This window comes from Actinoplanes subtropicus (assembly GCF_000721705.1).
GTDB classification, from domain to species: Bacteria; Actinomycetota; Actinomycetes; order Mycobacteriales; family Micromonosporaceae; genus Actinoplanes; species Actinoplanes subtropicus.
On the sequence record NZ_JOJL01000024.1, the window covers coordinates 71,303 to 88,790 of the forward strand.

At 70.1% G+C, this 17,488-nt stretch carries 20 protein-coding genes; 4 read left to right on the plus strand and 16 right to left on the minus strand.

Annotated elements, in window-relative coordinates; translation table 11 throughout:
- Nucleotides 1–7 precede the first annotated feature (7 nt).
- From IH26_RS0131420 to IH26_RS0131480, 13 genes are read right to left on the minus strand one after another with little or no spacing between them, the layout of a single operon-like run.
- A complete protein-coding gene (locus tag IH26_RS0131420) occupies nt 8–760 on the minus strand; it encodes a DUF6390 family protein (protein ID WP_211268784.1) in 753 nt (250 codons plus the stop codon).
- Nucleotides 735–1,778 (minus strand): hydrogenase expression/formation protein HypE, encoded by a 1,044-nt coding sequence (hypE, locus tag IH26_RS0131425; protein ID WP_030439878.1) that lies wholly within the window; start codon nt 1,776–1,778, stop codon nt 735–737. Before hypE ends, IH26_RS0131420 begins: the two co-directional genes overlap by 26 nt.
- Nucleotides 1,775–2,878, minus strand: coding sequence for a hydrogenase formation protein HypD (gene hypD, locus IH26_RS0131430; protein ID WP_030439879.1), 1,104 nt, complete (start codon nt 2,876–2,878; stop codon nt 1,775–1,777). Before hypD ends, hypE begins: the two co-directional genes overlap by 4 nt.
- Nucleotides 2,862–3,116: a HypC/HybG/HupF family hydrogenase formation chaperone gene (locus IH26_RS0131435; protein ID WP_030439880.1), complete on the minus strand. Its 255-nt coding sequence runs from the start codon at nt 3,114–3,116 to the stop codon at nt 2,862–2,864. Before IH26_RS0131435 ends, hypD begins: the two co-directional genes overlap by 17 nt.
- An 8-nt stretch (nt 3,117–3,124) precedes the next feature.
- Nucleotides 3,125–5,629, minus strand: coding sequence for a carbamoyltransferase HypF (gene hypF / locus IH26_RS0131440; RefSeq protein ID WP_084599203.1), 2,505 nt, complete (start codon nt 5,627–5,629; stop codon nt 3,125–3,127).
- 1 nt (nt 5,630) lies between these two features.
- Nucleotides 5,631–6,095: a hydrogenase maturation protease gene (locus tag IH26_RS0131445; RefSeq protein WP_030439882.1), complete on the minus strand. Its 465-nt coding sequence runs from the start codon at nt 6,093–6,095 to the stop codon at nt 5,631–5,633.
- A complete protein-coding gene (locus IH26_RS64030; RefSeq protein ID WP_030439883.1) occupies nt 6,092–6,214 on the minus strand; it encodes a DUF6893 family small protein in 123 nt (40 codons plus the stop codon). Before IH26_RS64030 ends, IH26_RS0131445 begins: the two co-directional genes overlap by 4 nt.
- The gene (locus IH26_RS0131455) at nt 6,215–7,459 is read right to left on the minus strand and encodes a hypothetical protein (protein WP_030439884.1); all 1,245 of its coding nucleotides are present in this window, start codon (nt 7,457–7,459) and stop codon (nt 6,215–6,217) included. It abuts the gene before it with no gap.
- A complete protein-coding gene (locus IH26_RS0131460; protein WP_030439885.1) occupies nt 7,456–8,082 on the minus strand; it encodes a DUF6084 family protein in 627 nt (208 codons plus the stop codon). The genes IH26_RS0131455 and IH26_RS0131460 overlap by 4 nt, the downstream gene beginning before the upstream one ends.
- The gene (locus IH26_RS0131465) at nt 8,079–8,645 is read right to left on the minus strand and encodes a DUF5947 family protein (protein WP_030439886.1); all 567 of its coding nucleotides are present in this window, start codon (nt 8,643–8,645) and stop codon (nt 8,079–8,081) included. The genes IH26_RS0131460 and IH26_RS0131465 overlap by 4 nt, the downstream gene beginning before the upstream one ends.
- Nucleotides 8,642–9,088 (minus strand): hypothetical protein, encoded by a 447-nt coding sequence (locus IH26_RS0131470; RefSeq protein ID WP_051808824.1) that lies wholly within the window; start codon nt 9,086–9,088, stop codon nt 8,642–8,644. Before IH26_RS0131470 ends, IH26_RS0131465 begins: the two co-directional genes overlap by 4 nt.
- A gap of 2 nt (nt 9,089–9,090) precedes the next feature.
- On the minus strand, nt 9,091–10,842 hold the full coding sequence (locus IH26_RS0131475) for a nickel-dependent hydrogenase large subunit (RefSeq protein WP_030439888.1): 1,752 nt from the start codon (nt 10,840–10,842) through the stop codon (nt 9,091–9,093).
- A complete protein-coding gene (locus tag IH26_RS0131480; protein ID WP_030439889.1) occupies nt 10,839–11,849 on the minus strand; it encodes an NADH-quinone oxidoreductase subunit B family protein in 1,011 nt (336 codons plus the stop codon). Before IH26_RS0131480 ends, IH26_RS0131475 begins: the two co-directional genes overlap by 4 nt.
- A gap of 140 nt (nt 11,850–11,989) precedes the next feature.
- Here IH26_RS0131480 and IH26_RS0131485 point away from each other — a divergent pair, with 140 nt between their 5' ends.
- Together IH26_RS0131485 and hypB are read left to right on the plus strand one after the other, a co-directional pair.
- Nucleotides 11,990–12,319 carry a hydrogenase maturation nickel metallochaperone HypA/HybF gene (locus IH26_RS0131485; protein WP_030439890.1) on the plus strand — a complete coding sequence of 110 codons (330 nt, stop codon included), beginning with the start codon at nt 11,990–11,992 and terminating at the stop codon, nt 12,317–12,319.
- A 35-nt stretch (nt 12,320–12,354) separates the two neighbouring features.
- Entirely contained in the window at nt 12,355–12,987 is a 633-nt protein-coding gene (hypB, locus tag IH26_RS0131490) for a hydrogenase nickel incorporation protein HypB (RefSeq protein WP_245665698.1), read from the plus strand.
- A 3-nt stretch (nt 12,988–12,990) separates the two neighbouring features.
- Here the strand turns inward: hypB and IH26_RS0131495 are convergent, their stop codons facing one another.
- On the minus strand, nt 12,991–13,521 hold the full coding sequence (locus IH26_RS0131495) for a hypothetical protein (RefSeq protein ID WP_030439892.1): 531 nt from the start codon (nt 13,519–13,521) through the stop codon (nt 12,991–12,993).
- A 297-nt stretch (nt 13,522–13,818) separates the two neighbouring features.
- Complete coding sequence (locus tag IH26_RS0131500) at nt 13,819–14,811, minus strand: NADH-quinone oxidoreductase subunit B family protein (protein ID WP_030439893.1); 993 nt, start codon at nt 14,809–14,811, stop codon at nt 13,819–13,821.
- A gap of 141 nt (nt 14,812–14,952) precedes the next feature.
- Here IH26_RS0131500 and IH26_RS0131505 point away from each other — a divergent pair, with 141 nt between their 5' ends.
- Entirely contained in the window at nt 14,953–15,489 is a 537-nt protein-coding gene (locus IH26_RS0131505; protein WP_030439894.1) for a helix-turn-helix domain-containing protein, read from the plus strand.
- A gap of 41 nt (nt 15,490–15,530) precedes the next feature.
- On the plus strand, nt 15,531–16,658 hold the full coding sequence (locus IH26_RS0131510; protein ID WP_034216353.1) for a type III PLP-dependent enzyme: 1,128 nt from the start codon (nt 15,531–15,533) through the stop codon (nt 16,656–16,658).
- On the opposite strand, the gene IH26_RS0131515 is transcribed toward IH26_RS0131510, so the two are convergent.
- Nucleotides 16,624–17,472 (minus strand): helix-turn-helix domain-containing protein, encoded by an 849-nt coding sequence (locus IH26_RS0131515; protein ID WP_051808826.1) that lies wholly within the window; start codon nt 17,470–17,472, stop codon nt 16,624–16,626. The genes IH26_RS0131510 and IH26_RS0131515 overlap by 35 nt on opposite strands.
- Nucleotides 17,473–17,488: the final 16 nt, after the last annotated feature.

The following is a 17,488-nucleotide window of genomic DNA, read 5'->3' on the forward strand; positions in this document are numbered from 1 at the left end:
CCAGACGCTAGACCGGAGGTACGACACTTTCCGGCGAGGGAAACGACGCCCGCAGCTGCCGCTCCTCGAGCGCCTCGATCCGCCCCGCCTGGGCTGCGGTGATCACGTCGCAGACCCAGTCCCAATGCAGCGCGACCAGGTCGCCGGGGGAGAGGCCGGCCAGCAACGACCGCCCGCCCGCCGACCAGGCCACGCTCTCTTCCCGAGGAGGTCCCGGCGCCAGCGCCGAGCCATCCCAGACCAGGGGTCGCGACGTCACCCGGGCCGTCTCTCCCGCGACCGAAACCACTTTCCCCGTACGAATCCGGCAGCGATCAAGCACAGAGACGGCCGTCGGATTCCCGGTCCGCCGCAGCATCGCCGCCCACGGATAGACCTCGAAGACGTGAAAACTGTGGTGCGGCAACGCCCGCCCACCCGCCGATTCCCAGGTTCCGCCTCGCTGCCCCACGAACCGCGTCCCGAGAAATCCCAATAAATCCGAAAAATCGGACGTGGCGAGCAGATCGTTCCCGACCCAGTAAGCCTCCACAACCGCGGGGTCAAGCGGGTCACCAGGACTCAGATACTCGAGATACGCCCACGCCCCGGAAAACCCCCGAGCCCGCCGCGCGATCTCCCCCGGAAGATCCGCTCGCAACAGCTCCGCCGCGCCGGACGGCCCGCAATACCCCAGCTCATTGGGCGGATACGCATATCGGGCAAACAGCAACGCCCCCGAATCCGACATGACTTCAGCAGATCCGCGGAAGCTGCTCACCGATCGGCATGTTCACGATCCGCGTCCCGCCGAGCGCCGTCCGCGCCACCACCATCCCCGGATGCTCCGCCACACACCTGCCGATCACCCGAGCTCCACCGCCGAACGGATGCGCCCGCATCGCCGCCAGCACCGCATCGGCGTCGCCCGGCGGCACGAAGGCCAGCAACTTCCCCTCGTTGGCCACCTGCAACGGATCCAGCCCCAGCAAACTGCACGCGTCCGCCACCGGCTCCGGAATCGGCAACGACGGCTCGTCCACCGCGATCCCCACCTTCGCCGTCCGCGCGATCTCGTTCAGCGACGCCGCCACCCCGCCCCGAGTCGGGTCCCGCAGCGTGTGCACGTCCGCCCCGGTCGCCAGCATGGCCGCCACCAGCCCGTGCAGCGGCGCGCTGTCGCTCTTCACCGTCGTCTCGAACTCCATCCCCGCCCGCACGCTCATCACCGCGACCCCGTGCACCCCGATGTCCCCGCTGATGATCAGCACATCGCCGGCCGCCGCCCGCGCCGGCCCGATCTCCACGCCGTCGGGCACCACCCCCACGCCCGCCGTGTTGAGGTAGACCCCGTCCCCGCTCCCGTTGTCCACCACCTTGGTGTCCCCGGTGACCACCGAGACCCCCGCCGCGGCGGCGGCGGCACCCACCGCGTGCGCGATCCGCCCGACCGTCGCCAGCGGCGTCCCCTCCTGCAGGATGAAGGCGATCGTCAGGTACCGCGGCGTCGCCCCGGACATGGCCAGGTCGTTGATCGTCCCGTTGACCGCCAGGTCCCCGATCGAGCCGCCCGGAAAGACCATCGGCTTGACCACGTACGAGTCGGTGGTGAGCGCGATCCGCCCGCCGAGCAGCGGCACCACGGCGCTGTCCGCCGGTGACACCGCCGACCCGTACGCGGGCAGGAAAAGGTGCTCGACCAGCTCGCCCGACATCGCCCCGCCGCCGCCGTGCCCCATCACCACCTGCGGCGTGTCCCGGAGCGGAACCGGGCAGCTCCAGTTGTCGAAATCGATCATGAGAGTTGCACCAGGTCGAGCCGCCGGTACGCGTAGTAGGCAGCGCACGCGCCCTCGGCGGACACCATCGTCGCGCCCAGCGGGTTCCGCGGCGTGCACTGCTTGCCGAACGCCGCGCACTCGTGCGGCTTGATCAGGCCCTGCAGCACCTCGCCCGAGCGGCACAACGGCGATTCGTTCGTCTGAATGCCGGTGACCGCGAACCGGCGTTCCGCGTCGAATTCCCGGTACCGCGAGGAGAGCCGCCACCCGCTGCCGGGAATCATCCCGATCCCGCGCCACGTCCGGTCGGTCACCTCGAAGACGTCCTGCAGCATCGCCATCGCCGCCGGATTGCCCTCGTCGCGCACCGCCCGCGGATACGCGTTCTCCACGTCGTGCCGCCCCGCCTCGAGTTGCACGACCGTCCGTCGAATGCCTTCCAGGATGTCGAGCGGCTCGAATCCCGTCACCACGATCGGCACGCCGTAGCGGGCGGCGAGCGGCGGATATTCGCGGATTCCCATCACGCTGCACACGTGCCCGGCCGCGAGGAACGCCTGCACCCGGCAGGCCGGCGACTCCATGATGGCCGCGATCGCCGGCGGCACCAGCACGTGCGACACCAGCAGCGAGAAGTTCGTGACCCCGAGCCGCTTCGCCTGATAAACCGTCATCGCATTGGCCGGCGCCGTGGTCTCGAACCCTATTCCGAAGAACACCACCTGCCGGTCCGGGTTCTCCCGGGCGATCTTCAACGCGTCCAGCGGCGAATACACCACGCGGACGTCACCGCCCGCGCTCTTCACCCCGAACAGATCCTGCCCGCTGCCCGGCACCCGCAGCATGTCGCCGAACGAGCAGAAGATGACGCCCGGCTCGGCGGCGATCGCGAGCGCCTTGTCGATGATTTCCAGCGGCGTCACGCAGACCGGGCAGCCCGGCCCGTGAATCATCTCCACCCCGTCCGGCAGCAATTGGTCGATGCCGTGCCGGATGATGGAATGCGTCTGCCCGCCGCAGACCTCCATCATCGCCCACGGCCGGGTGGTCGCCGCGTGGATCTGCTCGACCAGGCGCTTGGCCAGCACCGGATTGCCGAATTCATCGAGGTACTTCACCGAACTCCTCCTCGAGGATGCCCATCTTCTCGAAGTTGGCCAGGGTCTGCCGTGCCGACTCCTCGTCGAGTACCTGAATGGCGAACCCGACGTGCACGACGACGTATTCGCCGGCCGTCGCGTCCGGCACGTACTGCAGGCAGACGTCCTTCCGCACGCCGCCGAAATCGACCTCCGCCATCGGCACGCCGTCGGCCTCGGCGATGCTGACAATGCGCCCGGGAACAGCCAGACACATGTGACCTCCTAAAACGATCCGACCATCAGCTGGCCCAGCGCGATACCGCCGTCGTTCGGCGGCAGCAATCGCGGGCGCAGCACGGTGAAGCCTCGTTCGCCCAGCTCGCGCACCGCCGCCGCGAGCAGCAGCGCATTCTGGAAAACGCCGCCGCCGAGCGCGACCACATCGAGCCCGGTCATTTCCCGGCCACGCTCGGCGAGCTCCCCGATCAGCGCGGCGACGGTGGCGTGGAACCGGGCCGCCACCGTCGGCGCCGGCACTCCGCCGAGCACGTCCCGCGCGATCTGGCGGATCAGCGGGCCGGCGTCGGCGACCTCCGGGCCGTCCTGGCTCGGGCACAATTCCAGCGCGTACGGGTGATCCAGCCCCGCCGACGCCGATCGCGCCAGTCCTTCGAGCACGATGGCCGCTTCCGCCTCGTATTCGACGGTCTGCCGCACCCCGCACAGCGCGGACACCGCGTCGAACAGCCGGCCCATGCTCGAGGTAGGCACGCACCCGGCCCCGCTTCCGAACTGCCGCGCGAGCAGCTCCCGCTCGGCCGGCGGGCAGGCGGCGACCGCGGGCAGGTCCGGGTGCCAGGGCACGCCCGCGGCGTGCAGATGCGCCAGGGCCATCCGGTACGGGCGCAGCACGCTCGCATCGCCCCCGGCCAGCGGCACGTACCCGAGCCGGGCCGCCCGCGTGTAGTCCCGATAGCCGGCGATCAGCATCTCGCCGCCCCACACCGCGCCGTCCGGCCCGTAGCCGGTGCCGTCGAACGCGATGCCGAGGACCCGCTCCTCCGCCCCGAGCCCGTGCTCGGCCATCACCGACGCGACGTGCGCATGGTGATGCTGCACCCGTTTGACGATCCGCCCGCCCGCGTGCCGCCGCGCCCACTCGCTCGACCGGTACCCCGGGTGCAGATCGGCGACGACGATCTCCGGTCGTACGCCGGTCAGTTCTTCCAGATGTTGTTCGGTACGGGTCAGCGCATCCACCGTGGACAGATCGTCCATGTCCCCGATGTGCTGGCTCAGCCACGCATACCGGCCGCTCGCCACCGCGCAGGTGTTCTTGAGATCCGCCCCGGCCGCGAGCATCGGCGGCACCTCGAACGGCAGCGCCAGCGGCAGCGGCGCATACCCCCGGGACCGCCGGATCGGCAGTTCGGCCCCCGCCACGTGCCGGCTCACCGAGTCGTCGCACGGTACCCGGATCGCCCGGTCGTGCCGCAGCCACGCGTCCGCCAGCGCCCCCAGCCGCTCGACCGCCTCCTCGTCCCCGGTCACGATCGGCTCTCCGGAGAGGTTCCCCGACGTCATCACCAGCACGTCCGGCCCGGCGGCATCGCCCGGAAGACCAAAGAGCAGGAAATGCAGAGGTGTGTACGGCAAGAGGACGCCCAAGTCGGGATTGTCCGGCGCGACCTCGTCGGCGATCGTCGCCCCGGCCCGCCGCGGCACCAGCACGATCGGCCGCCGGATGTCGGTCAGCAGCCGCTCGTCGTCCTCGCTCAGGTCGGCGAGCCCGCGGGCCGTCTCGACATCGGCCACCATCACCGCGAACGGTTTACCCCCACGCCGCTTCCGCCGCCGCAACTCGGCCACGGCCGCCGGGTTCCGGGCGTCGCACGCGAGGTGATAGCCGCCCAGCCCCTTGACCGCCACGATCTTCCCGTCGGCCAGCAGCCGCCGGCACTCCGCGACCGCATCCCCGTCGGCAGGTGGCTGGAGTTCCAGCGTCGGGCCGCAGCCGGGGCAGGCGATCGGCTGGGCGTGGAAGCGCCGATTCGACGGATCCAGGTACTCCGCCCGGCAGGCCGGGCACATCGGGAACTCCGCCATCGTCGTCGCCGCGCGGTCGTAGGGGAGCGACTCGATGATGGTGAATCGCGGCCCGCAGTTGGTGCAGGTGATGAAGGGGTGCCGATAGCGCCGGTCGGCCGGGTCGCGCAGGTCACGCAGGCAGTCGGCGCAGATGGCGACGTCCGGCGAGGCCAGGGTCCGGGCCTCGGCGCCGTCCTTGGACGCCTCGATCGTGAAGCCGGTGCCGCCTTGCAGCGGCACCTCCTCCGACTCGACCGCGATCACCATCGCCAGCGGCGGCGCGTCCGCCCGCAGCCGCCGGCCGTACTCGTCGACCGCCTCGGCCTCGCCCTCCACCTCGACCACCACGCCGTCGGGAGTGTTCGCCACCGACCCGGAGAGGGCGAGGGCGGCGGCCGTCGCGTACGCGAAAGGACGGAAGCCCACCCCCTGCACCAGGCCCGACACGGTGTACCGGCGGCGCAGCCGGCGGGCCTGACCGACCAGTTCGAGCCCGCTCATCGCCCGCGACGCCTCCCGCGCGTCGATGATCTCGACCGCGAAGCCCAGGTGGATCAGCACCCACGCGCCCGGGTCCGGCGGATCGTCGAGCATGCCGATGTTGACCCGCCGCCGGGCCCCCTCGACGTCGACCAGCGCGAGGTGGCCCGCATACCCGTCGACGATCTCGACGACCTGGCCGGGGATCCCGAGGCACATGTCAGGATCCCTCGAGGCTCAGGTCGATCAGTTTGTGCACCGCGTCGATCGCTCCGGGGACCGCCGCCTCGACCCGCGGGGTCAGGCCGATCTCCTCGAACGTGGTGTCGATCCGGCAGCCGACCAGGTACGTGGGCGGCAGCGGCTCGCCGATCCGCTCGAGCGTGCCGAGGATGGCGCCCGGGCTCATCTGGTGCGCGTCGAAGGGCGTGGGCTCGATGTCGCCCGGGCCGATCTCGAGCACCACCAACTCGCCCGGAGCGTTCTCGGTCGGCAGGGCGTCGACCAGGATCAGCCGGTCGGAGCCGTACATGTCGTAGGCGAGGTGCACGCCGCGGATCCCATAGTCGATGATGCGTACCCCGTCGGGCGGCGGCCCCTCGGCGAGCAGCCGCTTGATCACCTCGGGACCGAAGCCGTCGTCCCCGAGGAATATGTTGCCGATGCCGGCGACCAGGATTTTCACATCGATCGGATTCGCAGGTACCGCTGGATGTCGGGGAGCGACTCGACCACGAGCGTCGCGGCGTAGGCGGCGGCCGCCGCGGCCGCGATCGTGGTCACGGCGCCGATGAATCTGAGCATTCAGACCTCCTTGTCGATGGGCTCGAGTTCGTCGGGGGCGAAGTAGAAGTACCGGCCGTACCAGTCGTGCAGGTCGGCGGCCGGGTCGTCGACCAGCACCAGGGCCACGTGTGTCCCGCCGTCCACGTCGGACATGACGGCGGTCACCCGGGCCACCTGGCCGGCGAAGAACAGGTCCTGCGCGTCGGCCCGGCGGTTCGGGTGCACCCGCACCAGGCTGCCCTGGCCGACCCGGACCCCGTTGATCAGCACCGAGTCGGGGCCGGGGTCGTCGGTGGCCGGGTCCCACCAGGGCGAGTCGTCGAGCCGGGTGCCGTGCAGCCGCTGCAGCTCGCCGGGGGTGAGCGTGTCGCACCGGTCGACGATCGCGCCGGCCCGCGGGTCGGTGGCGCGGGCCTCGGCCTTTTCCTGGTCGGTCATTGTCATGACCCGCAGGGTGAGGATCTCGTCGATCTCGGTGGCGTCGAACAGGGCGCCCGGGCTCTGCGCGGCGACCGCCGGATTGTCGTACAGGATGATCGGCGCGCCGAGCAGCACCGTCTCCGACCCGGCGAGCACCGGCCAGCAGCGTTCCTGGTGGCAGCGGGCGGCGGCAGCGGCCGCGGCGGGCGGCGGGTCCTGCATGGAGACGAAGGTCGCGTCGTGCGCCTCGAGCAGCAGGTGCGCGCCCAGCAGGGAATGCCGGATCGCCTGGTCCTTGCTGGTCACCTCGTCCGGATGCTCGTTGGTCACCTCGATGCTGAGCCGGCGGAAGTCGTCGGCTTCCACCCGCACCCGTACCCGTGCGGTCAGCGGCCAGCGGCGACGCACGATCAGACCGTCGTCGCCCAGCGGCTCCTCGTCGACGCCCCCGGGGATGAAAACCGGAAAGTCGGATCTGTCGGATGCAAGCGACAGGCCGAACGTCAGCTCGTGCTCGACCGCCTCGTCCCAGCTCAGGACCGTCTCGTCGCGGTGGCGCAGGGAGGTGACCGCGCGGCAGTCCGCGTCCAGGACCTGGCGCGCCTGCAACTGGAGGAACCGCAGATGGATGGTGACGCTCCCCGGACGTACGGCCGAAGGAAGCAGGCACCGCATCGCCATGCGCGGGTCCTCGGCGAAGGCCGGCGAGGCCGCCGCCGGCGGGCCGAGCACGCCGAACTGCCAGCGCGACCGGTTCTTGGCCGCGCTCGCCCGATAGGGATAGAGCAGATAGCCCTCGTAGAGCACCGCATCGGCGACCGCCCGGGCCGCCTCGACCGTCATCGCCCCGCCAGCAGGCGGCGCATCGTCTCGTCCCAGCCGATCAGATCGTGCCGGGCGCGGTAGGCCGCCAGCTCCTTCAGGACGTCGCCGCTCACCCGGACGTAGCCGCTGTTCGGGAAAAACGCGTCGATCATCTCGCGCCAGACCCGCACCGGCAGGTGCCAGCGCGCCTCGCACGCCCACGGCACCTGCTCGACCTCGAAGCCGGTCGCGCCCTTCGTGAAGACCGTGCCGGAGAACAGCAGGTTGAGCGGCACGTCACCGGCGTCGAGCGCGTGCAGGTAGCGGGCGCCGATCACCTCGAGGTCGTACGTGCAGGGCAGCGCCAGCTCGGCCTCGGTCTCCCCGGTGAAGCCCTGCACGGTCGCGTTGGCCTGCATCCACTGGAACGCCTTGAGCGTCTCGCCCCAGCGCTCCGGCTCGCCGAACAACCCGCGCAGCGCGTCCTGCTCGGCCGGCTCGTACCGGCGGCGCTGCGGCTCTATCCGCACCTGGCAGCGCAGCGCGATCGCGTGCACCCGCCGGCCGGTGCTCTCCTCGATCCGCAGACGCGCGGTGAGCTGCGGCGACGCCGCGTACGGCTCGGCCGTCACGTCCAGCACGGAGAAGGTGTACGCACTCATCTCGCCCTCGCCCGGACCCGATCGAAGAGTTCCTCGACGGCGGCGTGCGCCTGCTGCCCGCCGTCGAAACCGCGCCAGAGGGTGCGCAGCCGCCCGACCAGCTCGTAGCAGACATCGATCGGCACCAGATAGCCGTCCTGGCCGCGCCGCAGCAGCAGCGCCTCGACATCCGGCCGCAGCTCCGCGGCGATCGGCAGATCCAACTCGGACTCGGTGGCCCCCGCCGGTCCGGGATAGAGGGCGACCATCCGGCCGAGCGCCGAGTTGTGGAACAGGAACGCCAGGCCGACGGGAATCTGGAGCTCGTCCCATGTCCTCTCGTCGAGGAAATTCCCGATACGTGCATATCGGTCGGGAATGGCCCTATAACGCAGATGTGCCTCGTCGTTCGTGAACAAGAGATAGCAGGGCCTGCAGGCGCACAACAGTTGCCGGGACTGCACGTCGACCACGTGCCCGTGGCCGGGCGCGATCTCTTCCGCGCACATCTCGCAGCGCTCGGGCCGTGGCCCGGTCGGCCGGTTGCGGACGACCCGCCGCAGAGTGGCCAGCGAGTCGCTCATGACGCGGGCCGGGTGAACAAAGCGGACACCGGGATGAGAGGCGTCGGCGCCTCCACGGAGACACCGGTGATCTCCGGGGCGGCCGCCTCGATCAACTGCTCGAGGCCGTGCGGTCGGCGACCCCGCAGCCGGCACAGGCCGTCCTCGGTGATCTCGATCAGCTCCACGCCGGTGCCCTTGATCGCGAGGGCGACCCGGGTGGCCGTGTCGTGCGGGTGCAGGCCGTGCACCAGCAGCAGGCCGGCGACCAGGTCGTCGCCGGCCAGCGCCTCGAGCGCCGCGTCGGTGAGCGCACCCCGCTCGTACAGCAGGTCGAGCATCCGCTCCAGGCCGGCGCCGTACAGGTCGGCCACGGTGCGGACCAGCTCCTCGCCGGTGTCGCCCGCGGCTGCCAGCAGCGTGTCGATGCGCGCGGCGGATTCCCGCCAGTCGGTGCCGGCCACGCTCACTCGGCCCCGGCGGACTGGGTGGGGGAGTGCAGCAACTCCAGCTTCTTGCCGCCGCCGAGATACATGTGCACGCCGCACGGCAGGCAGGGATCGAAGCTGCGCACCGTACGCATGATGTCGATGCCCTTGAAGTGCTCCCGGTCGTTCTCCTCGAAGATCGGCTGGCCCTGCACCGCGTCCTCATACGGGCCGGGCGTGCCGTAGCTGTCCCGCGGGTTCGCGTTCCACGGCGTCGGCGGGTACGGGTGGTAGTTCGCGATCTTGCCGTCCCGGATGACCATGTGGTGCGACAGCACGCCCCGGACCGCCTCGGTGAAGCCGCACCCGATGCCCTCGTCCGGCACCTCGAACGACTCCCAGGTCTTGGTGCGCCCGGCCCGGATCTCGGCCAGCGCCTTCTCCGCGAAATGCAGAGCACAACCGGCCGCGTACGCCTGGAAGTAGGTCCTTGCCCGGTTCCGCTCGATCGTGTTGCTCCACCGCGGGATCTTCCACTCGAACTCGACCGCGGGCTTTAGCGCCGTCTTCGGCAGGTTGATCTTGACACTGCTGCCGGTGGATTTGACGTAGCCGATGTCGACCAGGCCGGCCAGCGCGGTCGACCAGAGCCGGGCCAGCGGGCCGCCGCCGGTGTCCAGCGCCAGGTAGTTCTGCCCGTCGTACCAGCGCGGCGACATCACCCAGCTGTACTTGCCGTCGAGGTCGCGCTTCTGCGGGCGCGGGTTGGTGTGCTGGTTCCAGGGGTGCCGGCGGTCGACCGGGTTGCCCAGCGGGTCGCGGGTCACGAACATCTCCTGGCCGTCCCAGTCCTCGTAGTAGGACGAGCCGAGCAGGATCCGGATGCCCAGGTTGATCTCGACGAGGTCGGTGGTGATCAGGTTGCCGTCCACCACGATGCCCGGGGTCACGTACATCTTGCGGCCCCAGTCGGTCATGTCCTCGTACTTGAAGGTGCAGGCGTCCGGGTCCTGGAAGGAGCCCCAGCAGCCGAGCAGGACCCGCCGGTTGCCGACCTGCTCGTAGCCGGGCAGCGCCTCGTAGAAGAAGTCGAAGAGGTCGTCGTGCATCGGGACGACCTTCTTCATGAACTCGACGTACCGCATCAGCCGGGTGAGGTAGTCGGTCATCAGCTGGATCGTGGCGACCGTGCCGACGCCGCCCGGGTAGAGCGTCGACGGGTGGACGTGCCGGCCCTCCATCAGGCAGAACATCTCCCGCGTCATCCGGCTGACCTGCAGCGCCTCGCGGTAGAACTCGCCGGTGAACGGGTTCAGCGAGCGCATGATGTCGCCGATCGTGCGGTAGCCGTGCATCCCGGCGTGCGGCGCCTCGGTGCGGTTGGCCCGCTCGAGCACGCCCGGGTTCGTCTCGCCGACCATCTTCTCGCAGTAGTCGACCCCGACCAGGTTCTCCTGGAAGATGTTGTGGTCGAACATGTACTCGGCCGCCTCGCCGAGATTCACGATCCACTCACCCAGGTGCGGCGGCTTCACCCCGTACGCCATGTTCTGCGCGTAGCAGGAGCAGGTGGCGTGGTTGTCGCCGCAGATGCCGCAGATCCGGCTGGTGATGAAGTGGGCGTCCCGCGGGTCCTTGCCCTTCATGAAGATGGAGTACCCGCGGAAGATCGAACTGGTGCTCTTGCACTCGGCGACGACCTTGTTCGCGAAGTCGATTTTCGTGTAGATGCCGAGGCTGCCGACGATCCGGGTGATGGGATCCCATGACATTTCCACTAAATCGGTCATGCCCGGACCCTTCTGCGCCGCCACTTGGGTTCTTGATCAAGGGTGTGCGTGGTGATCTTTCTTAACCTGGAGATCGTCGTGCCGTACCAGCCGACGGCGGTGGTGGACAGCCGGCCGCCGGGCGGCTCGTCCATGAACGGCATGAACTTGTCGGGGAAGCCGGGCATCGTGCAGCCGATGCAGATGCCGCCCACGTTCGGGCAGCCGCCGACGCCGTTGAGCCAGCCGCGCTTGGGCACGTTGCACTTCACGACCGGGCCCCAGCAGCCGAGCTTCACGATGCACTGCGGCTCGCCGTACGCGGTGGCGAAGTTCGCCTGCTCGTAGTAGCCGGCCCGGTCGCAGCCCTCGTGCACGGTGCTGCCGAACAGCCAGGCCGGGCGCAGCGCGTCGTCCAGCGGGATCGCCGGCGCCTGGCCGGTCGCCTGGTAGAGCAGGTAGGTCAGCGTCTCGGCGAGGTTGTCCGGCTGGATCGGGCAGCCCGGCACGCACACGATCGGGATGCCCGCCTTCGACTTCCACTGCCAGCCCAGGTAGTCGGGGACGCCCATGGCACCGGTCGGATTCCCGGCCATCGCGTGGATGCCGCCGTACGTCGCGCAGGTCCCCACCGCCACCACCGCGGTCGCCTTGGGCGCCAGCCGATCCAGCCACTCGCTCGTGGTCATCGGCTGCCCGGTCGCCGGGTCGTTGCCGAAGCCGCACCAATACCCCTCGGCGTGCAGCGACTCGTCCGGGATCGACCCCTCCACCACCAGCACGAACGGCTCCAGCTCACCGCGGTCGGCCTTGCGGAACCACTCCAGGAAGTCGTCGGCGCCGCCGGTCGGCCCGCACTCGAAGTCGATCAGCGGCCAGTGCACGGCAATCCGCGGCAGGCCGGGCAGGGCGCCGAGCGCGATCTCCTCGACGCTGGGCTGGGTGGCCGCCGTCAACGCGACCGAATCGCCGTCGCAGCTGAGGCCCGCATTGATCCACAGGACATGGATGAGGGGATCGTCCGGCATGACGGACCCACCTTTCCGGGGTCGTCCGTGACCCCTGCGGCGGAGGGGTCGGCGCTCGGCCCTTCGGGTGAGGCAGATAACACAGTAGTCCTGCGCTGTGTGACAATGTCAATCCATTCAGTAGATCCGGGGCCTCTCCCATGCACGAGTTGGCGATCGCGGAAGACATCGTGGACGCGGTGTGCGCACGCGCCGACGGACGCGTTGTGCGACGCGTGACGGTCCGAATCGGAAAGTTGACCGCGGTCGTCCCGGCGGCGATGAGATTCTGCTTCGATCTCGCGGTCGAGGGCACCGTGGCCGAGGGCGCCCGGCTCGACATCGAGGAACGGGCCGGCGCGGCGCACTGCAACGAGTGCGGCGCCGAGGTCGAGCTCGCCGACCCGATTCTGCTCTGCCCCTGCGGCAGTGCGGACCTGGCCGTCACGGCCGGTCGCGAGCTGCAGATCGTCTCGATGGAGGTGGGCTGATGTGTGCGACCTGCGGCTGTGGGCACAGCCACGAGGTGATCACCCTGGAGCAGCGGGTGCTCGCCAAGAACGACGAGCTCGCCGCGACGAACCGGTCATTTCTCGAAATGAACGAGATAACGGCGATCAATGTGATGAGCTCGCCGGGCTCGGGCAAGACCACGCTGCTGGAACGCAGCATTCGCGATCTGCCCGGAAAGAGGATCGCGGTGATCGAGGGCGATCAGGAAACGACGCTGGATGCCGAAAGGATCAGGAGCACCGGCTGCCCGGTGGTGCAGATCAACACCGGGGCGGGCTGCCACTTGGACGCGGCCATGTTGCGCGACGCGATCGACCGGCTCCAGCCGGAGAGGCGGGCGCTGCTGTTCGTCGAGAACGTGGGTAACCTGGTCTGTCCGGCGTTGTTCGACTTGGGAGAGCGAGGGAAGGTCGTGGTCATCTCGGTGACCGAGGGGACCGACAAACCGTTGAAGTATCCATACATGTTCGCTACTGCCGATCTTGTGGTGGTGAACAAGGTGGACCTGATGCCCTACGTCGACTTCGACCTCGGCGCCTGCCGTGCGCAGGTCGCCTCGGTGAATCCGAAGGCGGAGGTCCTGGCTGTTTCCGCGACCCGGGGGGACAACCTCGACTCCTGGTACGACTGGCTCGCCGCCGCCTGACACCTAGTTCAGGCTCGGCTCGCGGCGGCGCTGCCAGACCTGGCACAGATCGGCGCCCTCGAGGGTGCGCAGCACCCGCAGCACCCGATCGGCCCGCAGGTAGCTGGCGATCTCCGCGGTCACGTCGAGCAGCGCCGCCACCGGGGTGACCACCACCGGCAGGCTGCCGGCGTCGAGCAGCCGCTCCACGATCGCCGCGTCCCGCAGCATCTCGCCGTGCCGGTGCCGCACCCGCATGGCGACGACCTCCTGCCGGGGAAGGCGGGCGCGCAGGCCGGCGGCCATCGAGTGCTGCACCGAGCGGACGTTCGAACCGAAGACCACCAACAGCTCCCGGTCGGCGGCGAGCGCGGCGAGCCGGGACATCACCATCTCCGGGTGCCACGCCGCGTCGCGCTCGCGGACCGCCGCCACGGTCACGCTCGACCCGGCCTGCCGGGTGCCGGCCTGCTGGGCCGCCCACCAGCCGGCCTCGGGCTCGCGAACCACCAGGGGGACGTGCGAGCGGGTCGCCGTGCCGCGGGTGCATTCCACCGGTATCGCCGTCAGCGCGCGTCGCGCCGTGAATCGTTGCCAGAGCAAGGCAGTCCCACCTCTTGAGTCGTCGGGGCCGGCGCGCCGGGTCGTCACGCCACGTAGCCGGGGGTGTCCGGCCCGGTCACCAGGCTGCATGACGGCGTGTCACCGGCACCAGACCCACTGCTGTCTACCCAGATGTGGTTCGGATCCGCTACCGGGTGATCATGCGAAGAGCCTGGTCACTGTGGTGACCGGACACTTGTGTCCGGGAGGTTGGCGCCGACTTCGTGCTTCTGGGGGATTCCCTGGTGCCTAGTGTCCATGCGTCGCGACCCGCAGCGTGAAACCACGAAGCGTACGAATCAATGGGGCATATCCGGCAGACGGCACGGCCTCGGCGGGGTTCGATTCCATGAACGGCATGAACTTGTCCGGGAAGCCGGGCATCGTGCACGCGATGCAGATGCCGCCCACGTTCGGGCAACCGCCCACCCCGTTGATCCAGCCGCGCTTGGCCACGTTGCACCGCACCACCTGGCCCCAGCAGCCGACCTTCACCAGGCAGTTGGTCGCGCCGTACTCGACGGCGAAGTCGCTCTGATCGTAGAAGGATGCCCGGTCGCAGCCGGAGTGCACGGTCGACTCGAACAGCCAGCGCGGGCGCAGCGACTCGTCCAGCGCCATCTCCGGCGACTGGCCGGAGACCTGGAAGAGCAGCTGCAACAGGGTCTCGGCGAGATTGTCGGGATGCGTCGGGCAGCCCGGCACGCAGACGATCGGCAGGCCGGCCTTCGACGTCCAGTCCCAGCCCAGGTAGTCGGGGACGCCCATGGCGCCGGTCGGGTTCCCGGCCATCGCGTGCACCCCGCCATACGCCGCGCAGGTGCCGACCGCCATCACCGCCGTGGCCTTCGGCGCCAGCCGGTTCAGCCACTCGCTCGCGGTGATCGGCTGCCCGGTCAGCGGGTCGTTGCCGAACCCGCTCCAGTAGCCGTCGACCTTGTTGTTCTCGTCGGCCACCGAGCCCTCGACGATCAGGATGAACGGGTCGAGCTCGCCCCGGTCGGCGCGGTGCCACCACTCGATGAAGCTGCTCGCGCCGCCGTCCGGGCCGCTGTCGAAGTCGAAATACGGCCAGTGCAGGGCGATCGGCGGCAGCCCGGGCAGGGCGCTGGCCACGATCTCCTCGATGCTGGGCTGGGTCGCCGCGGTCAGGGCCACCGACTCGCCGTCGCAGCTGAGGCCGCCATTCATCCAGAGGATGTGCAGCACCCGCTCATCCACGTTCGCGGGCGGGGTGTCCACCGGCCGTCACCATCCGATCAGCGCCGAGATGCGGGCGATGTTATGCAACTTGCGCGTGAGACGAAAGGCCTTCATCACTCGATCGAGTGTGTCCGGTCACCGTAAGCTCGCCATGATGGCATTGTCTCCCGCGGAGGCCGGATGGTGGAGCACATCGAGATCCTGCCCATCGAGGTGGTGGCGCAGGCCTTTCCCGCGCGTCCGGCCGCACTGCCCGACGTGCGCGACTTCGTACGCCGGCAGCTGATCGACACCCGGGTGTCCGACGACGACATCCGCATCCTCTGCGAGCGCGTCGCCGAGGTGCTGCTCGACGGCGCGGGCTCGGCCGGGAACATCCAGGTCTCCCTGCGGATCTTCCCGGACGCGGCCGAGGTCGACGTGCTCTTCGCGCCCGAGACGGCGCCGGTCCGGGTCCGCAGCACCGCGGCCGCGCCGCTGCCGATATCGGCGCCCCGGCAGCTCGCGGTGCCGATGTCGCCGGTGCCGGTCGAGCGCACCTCGTTCGCCACCTGGCTGGCCGGCCGGCTCCGCGAGGAGGGGCTGACCATGGAGGCGGCCGCCCGCAAGCTCGACGTCTCCACCAAGACGATCAGCCGGTGGGTGGCCGGCAGCACCGAACCGCGGATGCGTGACCTCTACCGCATCCGGGAGACCTTCGGCGAGCCGTTGCCCTGATCGAGCTGCCCTGATCGAGCTGCCCTGATGGAGTTGCCCTGATGGACACGCCATACCTGCTCATCGACATCGCGGTCGCGGCCGACCAGTACCGCCGGATCGCCGCGGCCTTTCCCGGCGTGCCGGTGTATTACGCGGTCAAGGCCAATCCCGAGCCACTGCTGGTGCGCGAGCTGGTCGAGGCCGGCTGCCACTTCGACGTCGCCAGCCGCAACGAGGTCGACCTCTGCCTGTCCGCGGGGGCCGATCCGTCCGTGTTGTCGTTCGGAAACACCATAAAAAAGGCCGAGGACATTGCGTACGCGTACGGCAAGGGTGTTCGGATTTTCGCCTTCGACAGCCTCGGCGAGGTGGAGAAGCTGGCCGAGCACGCGCCCGGGTCGACCGTGATCTGCCGGGTGCTCGCCTCGAGCCAGGGCGCGCGCTGGCCGCTGAGCCGCAAGTTCGGCTGCGCCCCCGAGATGGCCGCCGACCTGATCCGCTGGGCCGCCCGCAACGGCCTCGACCCGGCCGGGATCTGTTTCCACGTCGGATCGCAGCAGCTCGACCCGGGGCGCTGGGAGCCGAGCATCGCCGAGGCGGCCGCCCTGTATGCCCGGCTGCGCGCGGAGGGGATCGCGTTGCGGCTGCTCAACTGCGGCGGCGGCTTCCCGGTGGACTATCTCGCGCCGGCGCTGCCGATCCCGGCGTACGCGTCGGCGATCACCACCGCCGTCGACCGGCACTTCCCGGCTGCCCGGCCGAGCCTGATGATCGAGCCGGGCCGCTACATCGCGGCGCCCTGCGGGGTGCTGCACACCGAGGTGGTGCTGGTCTCCCGCAAGTCGTACGCCGACGAGCCGCGCTGGGTCTACCTAGACGTCGGGCGCTTCGGCGGCCTGGCCGAGACCGAGGACGAGGCGATCCGCTACCGGCTGACGACCCCGCACGACGGCGCCCGCACCGGCCCGGTCGTGCTGGCCGGCCCGACCTGCGACAGCGTCGACATCCTCTACCAGAACACGACCTACGACCTGCCGATGGCACTGCGCCCCGGCGACCTGGTGCAGATCCACGGCACCGGCGCCTACACCGCCACGTATGCCTCGGTCGGCTTCAACGGCTTCCCGCCGCTGCGCACGGTCGTGCTGCCGCCTACAGATCGCTCCGAACCCGGCGAATCTCCCTGATCGCCGCGTCCTTCGTCAGGCCCGAGTCGATCAGCGTGTCGGCGGCGTCGTGATAGCCGGCGATCACGTCCTTGTCGCGGATCAGCACGTTCCGCACCGGGGACTCGACGAAGACCACGTCCGGATCCTCCGCGCCGGCGAATTCCAGCAGCTCGAAGCCGCCGCCCGGGCCGGGCATCAGGCCGTGCCGCAACGGCACCACGACCAGCCGCACCTGCTGGTCGGCGACCACCTGCAGGAGCCGGTCGAGCTGCCCGCGCATCACCGCGGCGCCACCGATCCGGCGTTCCAGCACGGCGCCGTCGAGCACCGCGGTCAGCCGCACCCGCTTGTCCAGCTCGGTCTGGCGCCGCATGACCAGTTCCAGCGCGCTCTGCACCCGCGGGTCGTCGGGCTTCTTCCCGGCGGCGGCGGTGAGCGCCATCCGCGCGTACGCCTCGGTCTGCAGCAGGTCGGGAATGTGCAGCGCCTGGTACGCGGTGATCCGCGCGGCCGTGCTCTCGTACGCGACGAAATCCCGGACCTCGCTCTCCAGCTGGAACCCGCTCCACCACTGCCGGCGCCGGGCGGCGATCGCGAGATCGGTGAGCGCCGCGACCTCCCCCGGATCGTGGATCCCGTAGATCTGCAGCAGCGCCTGGGCATCCAGCGGCTGAACGGTGACCGCGCCGGTCTCGATCCGGTTCAACTTGGACAGCGACCAGTGCGTCCGCGAGGTGACCGCGTCGGGCGTCAGCCCGCTCAGCCGGCGCAACTCGACGAGCCGCGACCGCAGACGCTCCCGGGCGACCGCCTGGCCGACCTCATCCGGCATGGTGTCCGCCCCCGTC